Annotated in this window: 12 protein-coding genes and 1 tRNA gene; 7 read left to right on the top strand and 6 right to left on the bottom strand. The window is 65.4% G+C overall.

The window, feature by feature from the left end:
• Positions 1-13 precede the first annotated feature (13 nt).
• A complete protein-coding gene (nth, locus tag IEV83_RS18895; RefSeq protein WP_244628250.1) occupies positions 14-823 on the bottom strand; it encodes an endonuclease III in 810 nt (269 codons plus the stop codon).
• 55 nt (positions 824-878) lie between these two features.
• Between nth and IEV83_RS18890 the strand changes: the two genes are divergently transcribed.
• Entirely contained in the window at positions 879-1,424 is a 546-nt protein-coding gene (locus IEV83_RS18890; protein ID WP_209003249.1) for a DUF2244 domain-containing protein, read from the top strand.
• A 33-nt stretch (positions 1,425-1,457) separates the two neighbouring features.
• Here the strand turns inward: IEV83_RS18890 and IEV83_RS18885 are convergent, their stop codons facing one another.
• Positions 1,458-3,218, bottom strand: a complete 1,761-nt coding sequence (locus IEV83_RS18885; protein ID WP_181761162.1) for a VHL beta domain-containing protein — start codon at positions 3,216-3,218, stop codon at positions 1,458-1,460.
• Between the two features lie 167 nt (positions 3,219-3,385).
• Here IEV83_RS18885 and IEV83_RS18880 point away from each other — a divergent pair, with 167 nt between their 5' ends.
• The gene (locus IEV83_RS18880; RefSeq protein WP_181761163.1) at positions 3,386-4,306 is read left to right on the top strand and encodes a methylated-DNA--[protein]-cysteine S-methyltransferase; all 921 of its coding nucleotides are present in this window, start codon (positions 3,386-3,388) and stop codon (positions 4,304-4,306) included.
• A gap of 32 nt (positions 4,307-4,338) precedes the next feature.
• Here the strand turns inward: IEV83_RS18880 and mutS are convergent, their stop codons facing one another.
• Positions 4,339-7,086 carry a DNA mismatch repair protein MutS gene (gene mutS / locus IEV83_RS18875; RefSeq protein ID WP_181761164.1) on the bottom strand — a complete coding sequence of 916 codons (2,748 nt, stop codon included), beginning with the start codon at positions 7,084-7,086 and terminating at the stop codon, positions 4,339-4,341.
• A 128-nt stretch (positions 7,087-7,214) separates the two neighbouring features.
• On the opposite strand from mutS, the gene IEV83_RS18870 reads away from it, so the two are divergent.
• From IEV83_RS18870 to IEV83_RS18850, 5 genes are all read left to right on the top strand, one after another.
• A complete protein-coding gene (locus IEV83_RS18870; protein WP_181761165.1) occupies positions 7,215-9,497 on the top strand; it encodes an NADP-dependent malic enzyme in 2,283 nt (760 codons plus the stop codon).
• A 120-nt stretch (positions 9,498-9,617) separates the two neighbouring features.
• A complete protein-coding gene (locus tag IEV83_RS18865) occupies positions 9,618-10,286 on the top strand; it encodes a phosphoribosylanthranilate isomerase (RefSeq protein WP_181761166.1) in 669 nt (222 codons plus the stop codon).
• The gene (gene trpB, locus IEV83_RS18860; protein ID WP_181761167.1) at positions 10,283-11,497 is read left to right on the top strand and encodes a tryptophan synthase subunit beta; all 1,215 of its coding nucleotides are present in this window, start codon (positions 10,283-10,285) and stop codon (positions 11,495-11,497) included. Before IEV83_RS18865 ends, trpB begins: the two co-directional genes overlap by 4 nt.
• 159 nt (positions 11,498-11,656) lie before the next feature.
• Positions 11,657-11,733, top strand: a tRNA-Arg gene (locus tag IEV83_RS18855).
• 102 nt (positions 11,734-11,835) lie between these two features.
• Positions 11,836-12,915 carry a tyrosine-type recombinase/integrase gene (locus IEV83_RS18850; RefSeq protein WP_181761168.1) on the top strand — a complete coding sequence of 360 codons (1,080 nt, stop codon included), beginning with the start codon at positions 11,836-11,838 and terminating at the stop codon, positions 12,913-12,915.
• Between the two features lie 25 nt (positions 12,916-12,940).
• Here the strand turns inward: IEV83_RS18850 and IEV83_RS18845 are convergent, their stop codons facing one another.
• From IEV83_RS18845 to IEV83_RS18835, 3 genes are all read right to left on the bottom strand, one after another.
• Complete coding sequence (locus IEV83_RS18845; protein WP_342366167.1) at positions 12,941-13,333, bottom strand: helix-turn-helix transcriptional regulator; 393 nt, start codon at positions 13,331-13,333, stop codon at positions 12,941-12,943.
• Complete coding sequence (locus IEV83_RS18840) at positions 13,330-14,049, bottom strand: DNA-primase RepB domain-containing protein (protein ID WP_371873499.1); 720 nt, start codon at positions 14,047-14,049, stop codon at positions 13,330-13,332. Before IEV83_RS18840 ends, IEV83_RS18845 begins: the two co-directional genes overlap by 4 nt.
• A 262-nt stretch (positions 14,050-14,311) precedes the next feature.
• Entirely contained in the window at positions 14,312-14,788 is a 477-nt protein-coding gene (locus tag IEV83_RS18835; RefSeq protein WP_181761171.1) for a hypothetical protein, read from the bottom strand.
• Positions 14,789-14,936 lie beyond the last annotated feature (148 nt).

Below are 14,936 nucleotides of genomic sequence, written 5' to 3'. Positions count from 1 at the left end.
GGCCCCGCGCGGATCAGTCCGTTTTCTTCGCCGCTTTCCCTGTCTTTCGGGTGGTATTCTCCGGGCTCTTGCACAGATCGGCGATCAGGCAGCGCTCGCACAAGGGCTTGCGCGCCTTGCAGATGTAGCGCCCATGCAGGATCAGCCAGTGATGGGCGTGCAGCAGGAATTCCGGCGGCACCACCTTTTCCAGCGCAGTCTCCACCTCCAGCGGCGTCTTGCCCGGGGCGATGCCGATGCGGTTCGCCAGCCGGAACAGATGGGTATCGACGGCAATCGTCGGTTCGCCGAAGGCAATGTTCAGCACCACATTCGCGGTCTTGCGGCCAACGCCGGGAAGCTCTTCCAGGGCCGCCCGGTCGCGCGGTACCTCGCCGCCATGGCGCTCGATCAGCATCTGCGACAGGGCGATCACGTTCTTCGCCTTGTTGCGGTAAAGACCGATGGTCTTGATCGCATCGCGCAAGGCGTCCTCTCCGAGCGCCACCATTTTCTCCGGCGTGTCGACTTTTGCGAACAGCGGACGGGTCGCCTTGTTGACCCCCACATCGGTGGCCTGGGCGGAGAGCGCAACCGCAACCAGCAGGGTGTAGGGGTTGACGTAGTAAAGCTCGCCCTGCGGCTCCGGATTGGCGGCGTGGAAGCGGGCGAACAGCGCATGAAGTTCCGCGCGGGTGTAGCGGGACCGGCGCGCGCGCGGCTTTTTCCCGCGCGCCGGCTTTGCTGCCGCCGGCGTCTTGGCCGGCGCGCTGGCCGTGGTCTTGCCCGGGCTTGCAGCGGTTGCCGGCGGCGGCGTTTCGGAAAATTTCTGGTTCTCGCTCATGCCTTCTCTATACTTTCCCGTCATGAGCAACGGCAATCCGAAAACAGAGCGGGACATGTCGGGAAACGGCTCGGCGGAGGGGGTGGACGCTCCCTTCTTCGACGCGCTGCTGACCCCTTACCGCTCGCTCGGCACCACCGGCTTCAGCGTGCTGATGGCGGTGACCGGCGGTGTCTGCCTGATCGCCGGGCTGGGGTTTCTGGCGCTCGGCGCCTGGCCGGTGTTCGGTTTTCTTGGGCTGGATATCCTGCTCATTTATCTGGCGTTCCGCTGGAACTACAAGGCGGCGAACGCCTATGAGGAGGTGCGGGTCTCGCGCACCGAAATTCTCGTTCGCAAGGTCAATCCCCGGGGCGGGCACCGGGAGTATCGCTTCAATCCGTTCTGGGCGCGGCTTCATGTGCGCAAGGAAGAGGATGAAGGGGTGGTGCGGATCACCCTCGCCATGCGCGGTCAGAAGGTGGATATCGGCGGGTTTCTCAACCCGGAGGATCGCACCAGCTTTGCCGGGGCCTTGCAGGCGGCGCTTGCCGTCGCCCGCTCGGGCGGTCCCCTGCCCCCATCGCTGCCGCCGCCCCTGCCAACTGGCGCCGCCGGATAACCGGCGACGCGCGGTGGTCATCAGCGCAGACGATCAGAACACGCGGCAATATTGCGGCGGTGCGCCCGGGCGCTGCCAGACCGCCCGATTGCCGTCACCCGACAGAACATACCCGCGGCCGGCGTAGTAGAAACCGGGGCCGGAGCCTCGGTCTGCCAGGGTCACCGGCGAGCGGCCGGCTTCATGCACCGTCGCCAGCCGGCGATCGTTGTCGATGGTCACCGTCAGATAGGCACCGCTGTCGCAGTCATAACCGATGTCGAGCAGATCCGGCCCCGGCGCGATATTGGCCGGCGGCAACAGCGGCTCGGGTGCGCGATAGATCGGGTCCGGCACCGGGGCGACCCGGCCCGGCCGCAGGGTGACGGTGCGGTTGCGGTCGCCGGCGAGATAGATGCCGATGCAGCGCCCGTCGGTGGTCGACACCAGCCAGGGATGGCCGGAAAGAGTCCGCTGCACCATTTCCCCGCCGGGCGGGATCCGCGCTTGGGTCTCCCGGTTCCCATCGAAGTTGATCCAGTGCACGACCACCGGCCGCCGCCGGGTGTTGTTGAAGACCAGTGTCGAAGGCCTGTCGCTGGGAATGGAGGTGATGAAGCCTTCATCGGCGCAGGTGGGGCCAGTCGCCCCGCCCGCCGGCCTGTCTCCGCCGACCGGTGCCGGGCGTGCCACCACCGGCGCGGGCCGGGCGCAAGCGCTCTGGAACTGGCGCACATGGCGGGCGCTGCCCTTCAGCGAAAGGCCGAAGCGCCAGGTTCCGTCGACGGCCACTTTCAGGGTCTGGCCGCGGATCAGCCCGGACCAGATCGGATCCTCGGCGGACAGGCTGACCAGCGGATGGGACAGGCCGGTTTCCGCCCGTGGCGATCCCTTGCCGGTGTAGCTGCGGGTAATGTCGTTGGCCGAAAGCGTGACGTCGACCGGCGCGCCTTCGGCCAGCTCCGACCGGGTTTCCGCCGAGCGGAAGGTCATTTGCCCGGAACCCGCCCGGCAACTGGCCACCAGGGTCCGGTCATGGGTCGTTGCCAGCCCGTAGTAGAGCCGCAGCTCGCCGCCCTCGCGCGCGACGTTCCAGCTTCGTCCCTCGATCACCGGTCCGAAATCCGTCGGCAGCGCGTTGCCTGCCACCGGTTCGGCTCCGCTCTGCGGCGTTGCGGCCATGTCGGTTGCCGGGGCCTGGGGTGCCGGCTCAGGGCTTTCCATCTTGCCGGCGGGCACCGGCGCGGAGGTCGCCGGAGCGGCATCGGTGCTGCCGCGCAGGGCGTCCTTGCCGCCGGAGCCGGTTTCCGGACGGCGGATGCCGCCGGCAAGCGGCGGTGCGGAGGGGCTGGCGGTGGAGGGAACCGCCGGGCGAACCGTGCGGGCGGTGCCCCCCGCCTGGTTGGCGCTGCGCACCGTGGCGCTGGCCTTGACCGTGACTTTCCAGTCGCCGCAGATGTCGACCGGCTCTTCCAGAATGCGTCCATCGGCAAGCACCAGCCGTACCCGGCGCCGGCAGCGGATCTGACCGTCATTGTCCGGATCGCCGGCCACCTCGACGAACACCCGGGCCTTGGAGCGCCGCCGCACCTCCATCGCCGTGCCGTCGATCAGCACCTCGCGGATCGGTGCATCGTCATCGGTGGTGATCATCACCAGCTTGCGTTCGGGGGGTGTTTCCGCATGGGCCGGCGCGGTGACCAGCAGCCCCAGTCCGGCAAGGACAGCGGCGCCGATCCGGAACGTGGATCCCGATCGCGGAAAGCCCGCGGATCGCGCTGGTCGTTCGGTCCGTGTGGGCCTTGAAAGGGTCATCAATTCATCCAGATGTTCGCAATCAGATCAAAATCGCCGCCAGAGTGGCCCGGGTTTTTGGCCGAAGCAAGACGGGTCGGGGCCCTCGGGCTGGGCCCGTCCTCGGGAAACGGGTGGCGGCGGGAGGGGGCACGCCCTAGGGTACGGCCAAACCGGAGGCCCGTTCCATGACAGTTTCCTCATCCCCCGCCCGGATCGCGGCACGTGCGGTGATCCCTTGCGCCACCGGCGAGGAGGCGGCGCGCGATTATCAGGTGGTTCGTCAGACCCTTGAGGCGATCACCGGCGACTGGCGCAGTCAGCCCTCGCTGGAGGAGCTTGCGGCCCGGGTCGGCCTGCAGCCGATCCAGTTGCAGCGGGTGTTCTCGCGTTGGGCCGGCATCACGCCGAAGCAGTTCCTGCAGGCGATCACCCTGGACTATGCACGAGCGCTTTTAAAGGACGCCGCCACGGTGCTGGACACCAGCTTTGAAGTCGGCCTGTCCGGCCCGGCCCGGCTGCATGATCTGTTCATCGCCCATGAGGCGATGACCCCGGGCGCCTACCGGGCGCGCGGCGCCGGGGTGACCATGACCTATGGCTTCCACCCCTCGCCTTTCGGGCGCGCGCTGGTGATGACCACGGAGCATGGCCTGGCGGGCCTTGCCTTCGCCGATCCGGGCGAGGAGACGGCGGCGCTGGAGGATATGACGGGGCGTTGGCCGCGCGCGGCCTATCGGGAAGACGCGGCGAAGACCGCCGAGACCGCGCGGCGCATCTTCGACCCCGCCGCTTGGTCGCCGGAGCAGCCGCTGAAGATCGTCTTCATCGGCACCGATTTCGAGATCCGCGTCTGGGAGACCTTGTTGCATATCCCCTTTGGCCGGGCCTCGACCTACTCGGAAATTGCCAGCCATCTGGGCAAGCCGCGCGCCGCCCGCGCCGTGGGCAGCGCCGTCGGCCGCAACCCGATGTCCTTCGTGGTGCCCTGCCACCGGGTCCTCGGCAGCAGCGGATCCTTATGCGGTTATCATTGGGGTTTGACGCGCAAACGCGCCATTCTCGGCTGGGAGGCAGGCCTTTCCGGTCCGGTGCTGGAGACAGTCTGAACGGGTGTCCATTCAGACTGCTCCTCAATTATTTAGCCGGCTTCCTTACTCGCCCGCGCCCGTTTCAAGGCGTAGAGCGCCTCCAGCGCCTCGCGCGGGGTGAGGTCGTCCGGGTCGAGCCCGTCGAGGGTCTCAAGAACCGGGTCCGGTGCCGCCGGTGCAGTCGCCGGGGCCGGGCTCGGCGACATGGCCGCGAACAGCGGCAGATCGTCGATCAGTGCTTCGGCTGGTGCCCGCCGGTCCTGCTCTTCCAGCTGCGACAGCACCTGCCGCGCCCGTTCGACCACCGCCGCCGGCAGACCGGCGAGTTTGGCCACCTGAATGCCATAGGACCGGTCGGCGGCGCCGGGCGCGATCTCATGCAGGAACACCACATCGCCCTGCCATTCCTTGACCCGCACGGTGGCGTTGGCCAGGCGCGGCAGGCGGGCGGAAAGCGCGGTCAACTCATGGTAGTGGGTGGCGAACAGCGCCCGCGACCGGTTGACCTCATGCAGGTTCTCGATGGCCGCCCAGGCGATCGACAGCCCGTCGAAGGTGGAGGTGCCACGGCCGATCTCATCGAGAATGACCAGCGAACGCGGGCCCGCCTGATTGAGAATGGCGGCGGTTTCCACCATTTCCACCATGAAGGTGGAGCGCCCGCGCGCCAGATCGTCGGCCGCGCCCACCCGGGAGAACAGCCGGTCGACAATGCCGATCCGCGCCCGGCGCGCCGGCACGAAGGCGCCCATCTGCGCCAGGATGGCGATCAGCGCGTTCTGCCGCAGGAAGGTGGATTTACCGGCCATGTTCGGGCCGGTGATCAGCCAGATATGCCCGCTTTCCTCGCCCTCGCCCGGGCCGAGATTGGCGTCGTTGGCGACGAAGGTCTCGCCGCCGCTGCGCTTCAGGGCCTCTTCGACCACCGGATGCCGCCCGCCTTCGATCTCAAAGGCGAGGCTGTCATCCACCAGCGGACAGACATGGTCCTCCGCCTCCGCCAGCACGGCCAGCGCGCTGGCGACATCGAGAACGGCCAGCGCCGCCGCCACCGTCTTGATCGCCGCGCCAACGGCAACCACCTCGGCGGTGAGTCGGTCGAAGGTCTCCAGCTCCAGCGCGAGCGCGCGGCCGGCGGCATTGGCGATCCGGCTTTCCAGATCGGCCAGATCCGGAGTGGTGAAGCGCATGGCGCCGGCCATGGTTTGCCGGTGAATGAACCGGGCCGGGTCGCTTGTCAGCTTGTCCGCATGAGCCGCCGGCACCTCGATGAACCAGCCAAGCACGTTGTTGTGCTTGATCTTCAGGGCACGAATGGCGAGTTCTTCGCACAGGTCCCCTTGCATCTTGGCGATCACCTTGCGGCTGTCGTCGCGCAGCCGCCGGACTTCGTCCAGCTCCTCCAGATACCCGCTCGCGACAAAGCCGCCATCGCGTTTCAGCAGCGGCGGGTTGTCGTCGATGGCCCGGGCCAGGTCGGCGGCCAGCGTCATAGGCGCGGCCCTGAGGTCGGCCAGCGCGGCGGCGAGCTCCGCCGGCAGTTCCGCGCCCTCGGCAAACAGCGCGGCGATATCGCCTGCCGCCGTCAGCCCTTCGGCCAGCGCCAGAAGATCGCGCGGACCGCCGCGCTGCAGGGCCAGCCGCGACAAAGCGCGGGCGATGTCCGGTACGGATTTCAGCGCCCCGCGCAGCCGTTCGCGCAGATAGGTGTCCTGATGGAGATGGGCGATGGCCGCCTGGCGGGCATGGATCGCGGCAAGATCGGTGAGCGGGCTGGCGAGCCGGCTGGCCAGGAGCCGCGAACCGGCGCCGGAGACGGTGCGGTCGATCACCGACAGCAGCGAGCCGCTACGTTCGCCGGACAGGGTGCGCATCAGCTCCAGATTGGCCCGGGTAGCCGGGTCGATCAGCATCCGCTGGCCATCGCCCTCGCGTGACGGCGGATCGAGCGGTGGCCGTTCGCCGAACTGGGTGCGCTCCACATAGCCGAGCGCACCGGCCGCCGCCGTCAACTCCGCCCGGGAGAACTGGCCGAAACTGTCGAGGGTCGCGACACCGAAATAGCGGGCGAGCCGGTCGGCGGCGGTGGCGCCGTCGAACAGGCTGCGCGGCACTGGCGACAGCGCCGCCCGGCTGTCGGCGATCCGGCCCTTCAGCCCTTCGTCCTCCAGCAGATTGTCGGCGACGACCACCTCGCGCGGGTCGATCCGGGCAAGATCGGCGGCAAGCCGCGCCTCGTCGCTGCTGGCGACACGAAAAACGCCGGTGGAAATGTCGATCCAGGCGAGGCCGTACACGGTCTCGCCATCGAGCGAGCCGCCGCGTGCGCGGTGCAGCGCCAGGAGGTAGTTGTTGCGAGCCGCGTCGAGCAGCCGGTCCTCGGTCAGGGTGCCGGGGGTAACGAGACGCACCACGTCCCGCCGCACCACCGACTTGGCGCCGCGCTTCTTGGCTTCGGCCGGATTTTCGGTCTGTTCGCACACGGCAACGCGAAAACCCAGGGCAATCAGCTTTTGCAGGTAGTCGTCGGCGGAGACCACCGGCACGCCACACATGGGAATGTCTTCGCCCAGATGCTTGCCGCGCTTGGTCAGGGTGATGCCGAGCGCCCGCGAGGCCGCTTCCGCGTCCTCGAAGAACAGCTCGTAGAAATCGCCCATCCGGTAGAACAGCAGGCAATCCGGATTGGCCGTCTTGATTTCGATATACTGCGCCATCATCGGGGTCAGGCGCGGTGCGGCTTTTTGCTCCGGCGCGTCGCTGTCCCGAGGGCGGGTTTCCGCTGGTTTCGTCGACATGCGCGCGACCCTATCAAAAGGGATCGGGGGTTTCAGCCCGCCCGATCCGCATGGCGGGTTGAGTGCTGTATTTTCAGGGGATAATGTCTGCGTCCGCCAGCGGAGGCGGACCGCAACTGGAGGGCTACATGCCGACGACGGACAAATCTGGCAAGAGCAACGTGAGCTTCACCGATCAGGAGGCGTTGCAATTCCATCAGCAGGGGCGTCCGGGCAAGCTGGAAATCACCCCGACCAAACCGATGGCGACCCAGCGCGACCTGTCGCTGGCCTATTCGCCGGGCGTTGCCGTGCCGGTGCGTGCCATCGCCGAGGATCCCACCCGCGCCTTCGACTACACCACGCGCGGCAACCTCGTTGCGGTGATCACCAACGGCACCGCCATTCTCGGCCTGGGCAATCTCGGCGCGCTCGCCTCCAAGCCGGTGATGGAAGGCAAGGCGGTTCTGTTCAAGCGCTTCGCCGATGTGGACAGCATCGACCTGGAGATCGACACCCAGGACGTGGATGCCTTCGTCGATTCCGTGCGCTACCTCGGCCCGTCCTTCGGCGGCATCAACCTGGAAGACATCAAGGCGCCGGACTGTTTCATCATCGAGCAGCGCCTGCGCGAGCTGATGGACATTCCGGTGTTCCACGACGACCAGCATGGCACGGCGATCATCGCCGCCGCCGGCCTGATCAACGCGGTGCATCTCACCGGCCGGTCGATGTCCGAGGTCAAGGTGGTGTGCAACGGCGCCGGCGCGGCCGGCATCGCCTGCATCGAACTGGTCAAGGCCATGGGCGTGCCGCATGAGAACGTGATTTTGTGCGACACCAAGGGCGTGATCTACAAGGACCGCGCCGAGGGGATGAACCAATGGAAGTCCGCCCATGCGGTGGAGACCGAGGCACGCAGTCTCTATGACGCGCTGAAGGGCGCCGATGTGTTCCTCGGTGTCTCCGCCAAGGGCGCGCTGACCGAGGACATGCTGAAGGCGATGGCGCCGAACCCGATCATCTTCGCCATGGCCAACCCGGATCCGGAAATCACCCCGGAGGAAGCACATCAGGTGCGCGAGGACGCCATCGTCGCCACGGGCCGCTCGGATTATCCCAATCAGGTCAACAACGTCCTCGGCTTCCCCTATATCTTCCGTGGCGCGCTCGACGTGCAGGCCACCACCATCAACGATGCGATGAAGGTCGCCTGCGCCGAGGCGCTGGCCCAGCTCGCCCGTGAGGAGGTGCCGGACGAGGTGGCCGCCGCCTATCGCGGCAAGCGGCCGAAGTTCGGCCCCGAATACATTATTCCCGTGCCCTTCGACCCGCGTCTGATCTCGGTGGTGCCGCCAGCGGTTGCCCAGGCGGCGATGGACAGCGGCGTTGCCCGCCGGCCGATCGTCGACATGGACGCCTACCGTCACCAGCTCTCCGCCCGCCGCGATCCGGTGGCCGGCACGCTGCAGCGGATCTTCTCCAAGGTGCGGCAGCAGCCCAAGCGGGTGGTGTTTGCGGAAGGCGAGGAAGAGCCGGTCATTCGCGCCGCCGCCAGCTTCGTGGCGCAAGGGCTGGGCGAGGCAATCTTGATCGGCCGCGAGGACGAGGTGCGTGCAACCGCCACCGCCGCCGGCATCGACGTCGACCGGGCCGGGATTTCCGTGCACAACGCCCGCCTGTCGACCCGCAACGCCGATTACGCCGACTTCCTCTATGGCCGGATGCAGCGGCGCGGCTATCTGCAGCGCGACTGCCAGCGGCTGGTCAACAACGACCGCAACTACTGGGGCGCGATCATGGTGGCGCGCGGCGATGCCGATGCCATGGTGACGGGCCTCACTCGGAACTATTCGGTGGCGCTCGACACGGTGCGCAACTGCATCGACATCAAGCCCGGACATCGGGTGATCGGCGTGTCGCTGGCCCTGTGCCGGGGCCGTACGGTGCTGGTCGCCGATACGGCGGTGATCGACATGCCGACCTCCGAGGAACTGGCCGATATCGCCGAGGAAGCGGCCCATGTGGCCCGCCGGCTCGGCTACGAGCCGCGCGTTGCGCTCCTGGCCTATTCCACCTTCGGCCATCCGCGCAGTGAGCGGTCGGACAAGGTGATCGAAGCGGTGAAGATCCTCGACCGGCGCCGGGTCGACTTCGAGTATGACGGCGAGATGGGGGCCGACGTGGCGCTCAACCCGGACAAGATGGCGGCCTATCCGTTCTGCCGCCTGACCGGTCCGGCCAATGTGCTCGTGATGCCGGCGTTCCACTCCGCCTCGATCGCCACCAAGATGCTGCAGGAACTGGGCGGCTCGACCGTGATCGGCCCGCTGCTGGTCGGCCTCGACAAGCCGGTGCAGATCCTGCCGATCGGCGCCAAGGACAGCGATATCGTCAACATGGCGGCTATCGCGGCCTATAATATCACGTGACCCCTTCGGCCTTCGGGCCGAAGGACACTCCGCCGGACGAGCTGCGGTGCATGGCCTTCATGCGCGGCGGCGGCCCGCCCGCCGGGGATCGCTCACGTGACTTACTGGAAAGGAACGACGATGCCCCGCCGGCAAATCGTCAAGATCTGCGGTCTTTCGACCGAAGCGACGCTGGATGCCGCGCTGGATGCGGGCGCGGAGATGATCGGTCTGGTGTTCTTCGAAAAGAGCCCGCGCCATGTCTCGATGGAGACCGCCGCCGCGCTCGCCGCGCGGGCGCGTGGGCGTGCAGAGATCGTCGCCCTTACCGTCAATGCCGATGATGCGCTGATCAAGGAGATCGTGCAGAAGGTCCGGCCCGACTGGCTGCAGTTGCACGGTGGGGAAAGCCCCGGGCGCTGCGCCGCGCTGCGCGCCGCCCATGGCATCCGCGTCATGAAGGCGCTGGGCATATCGGCGCCGGAGGATATTAAGGCCGCTCGCGCCTATGTCGGTCATGTGGACCGGCTGCTGTTCGACGCCAAGCCGCCGAAGGGGGCGGAGCTTCCCGGCGGCAACGGCCTTGCCTTCGACTGGACGCTTCTCAAGGGCCTTGACCTTGGCCCGCCGCTCATGCTTTCCGGTGGCCTGGCCGTCGGCACGGTTGCGGATGCGATCCGCATCAGCGGCATTGCGGCCGTCGACGTCTCCTCCGGCGTGGAGCGCGCCCGCGGGGAAAAGGATCCGGACTTGATCAGGGAATTCGTGGCGGCGGCACGCTCCGCTGCAAAAGAGGAATTGGGCGCATGACCATGCAGCAGAACACCTATCGCTCCGGTCCGGACGAGCGGGGGCATTTCGGGATCTTCGGCGGACGCTATGTGGCCGAAACCCTGATGCCGCTGATCCTGGAGCTGGAAAAGGCCTATGCCGATGCCAAGGCCGATCCGGCGTTTCAGGGCGAGATCGACACGCTTAACACCCATTACACCGGCCGGCCCTCGCCGCTTTATTTCGCCGAGCGGATGACGGCGGAACTGGGCGGCGCAAAAATCTATTTCAAGCGTGACGAGCTGAACCACACTGGCAGCCACAAGATCAACAACTGCCTCGGCCAGATCCTTTTGGCCAAGCGCATGGGCAAGACCCGGATCATCGCCGAGACCGGCGCTGGCCAGCATGGGGTGGCGACGGCAACGGTCTGCGCCCGCTTCGGCCTCCCTTGCGTTGTCTACATGGGCGCCACCGATGTGGAGCGGCAGAAGCCCAACGTCTTCCGCATGAAGCTCCTGGGTGCGGAGATCGTGCCGGTGACCGCCGGAGCCGGCACCCTGAAGGACGCCATGAACGAGGCCCTGCGCGACTGGGTGACCAATGTGGCGGACACCTATTACCTGATCGGCACCGCCGCCGGGCCCCATCCCTATCCGGAGATGGTGCGCGATTTTCAGTCGGTGATCGGCGCGGAAACGCGCACGCAGATTCTGGAAGCCGAAGGCCGGCTGCCCGATGCGCTGGTCGCGGCGGTGGGCGGCGGCTCCAATGCCATCGGCCTGTTCCACCCCTTCCTCGATGACAGCGACGTGGCGATCTACGGCGTCGAGGCGGGCGGCAAGGGGCTTGAGGGCGAGGAGCATTGCGCCTCGCTGAATGCCGGCAAGCCCGGGGTGCTGCATGGCAACCGCACCTACCTCCTGCAGGACGACGACGGCCAGATCCTGGAGGGGCACTCGGTCTCCGCCGGGCTCGACTATCCGGGCATCGGCCCGGAGCACTCCTGGCTGAAGGACATTGGCCGGGCGCAGTATGTGCCGGTCACCGACGCCGAGGCGCTGGAGGCGTTTCAGTTGCTGACCCGGGTGGAAGGCATCATTCCGGCGCTGGAGCCGGCCCATGCCTTTGCCCAGGTGATGAAGCTGGCGCCGACCATGGACAAGGATCAGATCATCGTCATGAACCTGTGCGGGCGCGGCGACAAGGACGTGTTCACCGTCGGCAACCTGCTCGGCTTCGATCTCTGACGCCCGGACCGGTGCCGCGCCCGACAGGCGCTGCGGCACCGGGTTTTCCCACCTGTGGCGGAAGCTGTTGGCGACGTACTGGTCTTTGCATAAAAACCGTTGCGTCGCCGGATCGGATCGGCTATCCCTGCCGCGTTATCCGGCGCCCGTCGCCGCGAAGCACCCGTAGCTCAGCTGGATAGAGCGCTGCCCTCCGAAGGCAGAGGTCAGAGGTTCGAATCCTCTCGGGTGCGCCAATGTTTTCAATGGCTTAGCGAAATTTCTACGGTGAAAATTTGTTCCTTTCATAGGTTTGGGACAAATTTGGGACAAATCCTATTTCAAGGAACCAAAGTCCCGTGCCGACCAAACGTCTCAAGAATCACCGTCACGTCTATGAACGAATTTCCTCTGACGGCCGTCTCACGGGCTATCAGGTGAAAATTCGTCAAAAAGGCTTTCCCGTTTACACGAAAACGTTCGACCGGCTGGCGGATGCCGATGCCGCCGTCGTCCAGGTCCTCAATGACCGCAACCATGGCAGCCGTCGCGACCACCGGGCTCCGGAGCGGATCACCCTCGGTGAAGTGCTGGAGAATGCCATTAGGGAAGTCCAGCAAAGCGAGAAAAAGGGCAAAGACGGCGAAGCCGCACGTCTCTCCACTTTCATCAAACGGCATCCGGCGTTTTGCCATATGAGCATGGCGAACATTACCCGCCACGACTGGGAGGACTGGAAGTCACTGCGGCTGGAAGAGGTGAAATCCAGCACCGTCCGCCGGGAAATGAATTTGCTGATGCCGGTCATGAGACAGGCAGCGATTGATCTTGAGATGGTTGGCTCTCCGTTGGACCAGGTCAGTCGCCCCCAGGTACGGGACGAGCGCATTATCCGGCTCGAACCGGATGAGGAGGACCGGCTCTTCCACGAGTTCGCCTGCGCACGAAACAAGCTTCTTCTACCGGCCGCCCGGTTCGCACTGGAGACCGGGTGCAGGCGGTCCGAACTGCTGCGCCTTCGCTGGAGTGATTACAGCCACAACGGCGGGACGATTTATCTGCACGACGCCAAGAACGGGCGCGGAAGGGATATTCTGCTTACCTACGCCGCGCAGGTCATCATCGAAGAGCTTCCCGGCCGCGAGAAAAGGGAAGGACATATCTTCCCGATTTCCGCTGAGGCATTGAAGAACGCGTTCGAGCGGGCACGTCTACGTGCTGGTGTCGCCCATTGGCGTTGGCACGATTTCAGGCATGAGGCGATTTCGCGTTGTTTTGATCATGGCTGGACCGCTGAGCAGGTGATGGACTTTTCCGGCCACGTCGATATCAAGTCGCTGCTGCGCTATCGACACCCGCGGGTGAGCGATGCAGTGGCGCGCCTACGCAAAATGGAGAGCGAGCGTCAAGCAGCCGGTAGCCTGCGCATTGCGGTATGAGCATCCTGGCTCCGGCAGCAACCCCTTATTGATGATCGGGATTGTTTCGGAGCCAGGAATTGGCTGACGGCACCAAGCTCTTGCGCCGCCTCCCGCGCTTCTTGCCTTTTTGCGCTCCCACCTTTTTAGGCTCTTCCTGGATGGGCTCTCGTCGAGTGGTTTCCGCCTTTGGCCCGGGAGCTTGTTGCAGCGTGACAGGTTTCTCCTCGATGAACTTGCGTGATCTCAGCATCGGGCGCGACCGCGCAATGACAGCATGTGCCTCGATCCACTCCTCCACGTCCTCGGCAAGGTAAAGGGCGCGGTTCTGAGGCATGAAATATCGTGGCCCCTCGCCCCTCATCGCGAGTTGCGCAAGGGAGCTTTCCGAAATCGGATAGATTTCCGCGACCTCCCGCCGTGTCAAATATCTCTTCATGGGCGGCCCGAGGGTTGCGGCGTGCTGGTTTGGTCCTCCAAGTATCGGTCGGCATTCTGGACAGTGAGGGCCGCATATCCGGCTGCCTTTTCCGGCCGGCGCATCCTGAGCCAGGCCTCCAGCATCGGTCTGGGCACGCCCTCACAGAGGGCAACCACCACCGCGGCGAAGTCGATTTCCGATGCAGAAAAGGCATCCATTGGCCGACTGCCACGTTTGGCTTCAGCCCGAATGCGCTCCTCTTGCGCTTGGCGGATCCTGTCGAGCGCATCGAAATCCTCCATGGCGGGAGGACGGCTAGACACCGCCGCCACCGGCGGCGTTTCAGAGGCAGCGCCTTGGGCGCGGCCGCGCTGTGCCGGGAGGTTCGCCTTTATCTCGTCAACCAAGTTTGTTCCAGCGGCAGCGATACAGCCACTGGCATCCACCAGACGGACAAACGGGAAATGTCCGTCTGCCTGGCGGTGTTTTGGCTTGCGATTGGTGAAGCCCGGCAACCGGCCCGGTTGCATTGGGCTGACGGCTCTCGGGTCCCCGCCATAAAGTTCAGCCAGGCGCTTGATCGCAACACGAACAACGGGGTACGGCAGTTCGCCAGCGGCGATGAGCCTGATCCAAATTTGAAAATTCCCCGGTGACGTCTCAACGGTCAAAGCTGGCTGAAAGCCGTCAAGCTCAATGCGCGTTGCAGCTTCAGCATTCAGATCATCAAGCATAACGGTTCCGGGATGCCCGTCCCGGGCCGATGGCCCGAGACGCATAAATATGGCGGCACCCTGGGCGTTTGCGGCTGCCGCCCGGGGAAGCAGTTCCCCGACATCTGCTGGCATCAGATCACGACCTGTCCAGATGCCTCGTCCCCGATCCTCGGTAGCCCGAGGAGTAAAGACAAAACCGATGTCGACTGATGCCCCCACTGCCATTGCGGCGTTCAAAGCAGCCCGCCTTGTTGCTGGATGGACCATCTCTCCCCCCCCCCTATCGAAGTGATGTGGGGCCAATGATGGCCAAGCAGTGCTTGGTGATTGCCCGGGCAAGCGCTGGCGCTGGCAGATTGGCCCATCCGGTGGGCATCGGCGCCGGCAAATGGTCGAGTAGCTCAAGACCACGAAGAGCCTTTTCCATTAAGCGCAACACGGATCCTACCTCATCGACGGCATCGTCGACGTAAGCTGACATCTTTCCCTGCCGGGCAAGCTCTAAAGCTTTCAGGAAGTGATTGTTATCGGAAATCTCAATGGGAAAGCGTTCCCCGATGGCGACCGCTGCAATCGCAACATATGCATCGCTTTCAGTTGGCAGCTTTGCCCCATTCTGTAGTGCAGACAGCTGCTCTGCAGCTTGCTTTGTAACGCCCGCACAGACGCGTAGTGTTCTTCGTAGATTAATTACCGAGATTGGATGTGTTGCAGCCAGCCCTTGATGCAAAGGCGCACCGGATTGATGTTCATTCATATGAGTGTCTCGCATTCACCGTTTCGAGACTCCCCATTGTTCACACAACGATGCAAGGAACAAAATCTTTCTGGGGCCGCTTGTTCTGACCTGCTCCCCTGAATGTACCCGTTCATAGGCTAGCGCCGTTCACGTTGTGGTCCATTCG

Source organism: Stappia taiwanensis, assembly GCF_014635285.1.
GTDB classification, from domain to species: Bacteria; Pseudomonadota; Alphaproteobacteria; order Rhizobiales; family Stappiaceae; genus Stappia; species Stappia taiwanensis.
This window is presented reverse-complemented; position numbering and strand designations above follow the sequence as displayed.

Coding starts and splice junctions, on each gene's coding strand:
- nth (WP_244628250.1), bottom strand. CDS start 823: ATGAGCGAGAACCAGAAATTTTCCGAAACGCCGCCGCCGGCAACCGCT.
- IEV83_RS18890 (WP_209003249.1), top strand. CDS start 879: ATGTCGGGAAACGGCTCGGCGGAGGGGGTGGACGCTCCCTTCTTCGAC.
- IEV83_RS18885 (WP_181761162.1), bottom strand. CDS start 3,218: ATGACCCTTTCAAGGCCCACACGGACCGAACGACCAGCGCGATCCGCG.
- IEV83_RS18880 (WP_181761163.1), top strand. CDS start 3,386: ATGACAGTTTCCTCATCCCCCGCCCGGATCGCGGCACGTGCGGTGATC.
- mutS (WP_181761164.1), bottom strand. CDS start 7,086: ATGTCGACGAAACCAGCGGAAACCCGCCCTCGGGACAGCGACGCGCCG.
- IEV83_RS18870 (WP_181761165.1), top strand. CDS start 7,215: ATGCCGACGACGGACAAATCTGGCAAGAGCAACGTGAGCTTCACCGAT.
- IEV83_RS18865 (WP_181761166.1), top strand. CDS start 9,618: ATGCCCCGCCGGCAAATCGTCAAGATCTGCGGTCTTTCGACCGAAGCG.
- trpB (WP_181761167.1), top strand. CDS start 10,283: ATGACCATGCAGCAGAACACCTATCGCTCCGGTCCGGACGAGCGGGGG.
- IEV83_RS18845 (WP_342366167.1), bottom strand. CDS start 13,333: ATGAAGAGATATTTGACACGGCGGGAGGTCGCGGAAATCTATCCGATT.
- IEV83_RS18840 (WP_371873499.1), bottom strand. CDS start 14,049: ATGCTTGATGATCTGAATGCTGAAGCTGCAACGCGCATTGAGCTTGAC.
- IEV83_RS18835 (WP_181761171.1), bottom strand. CDS start 14,788: ATGAATGAACATCAATCCGGTGCGCCTTTGCATCAAGGGCTGGCTGCA.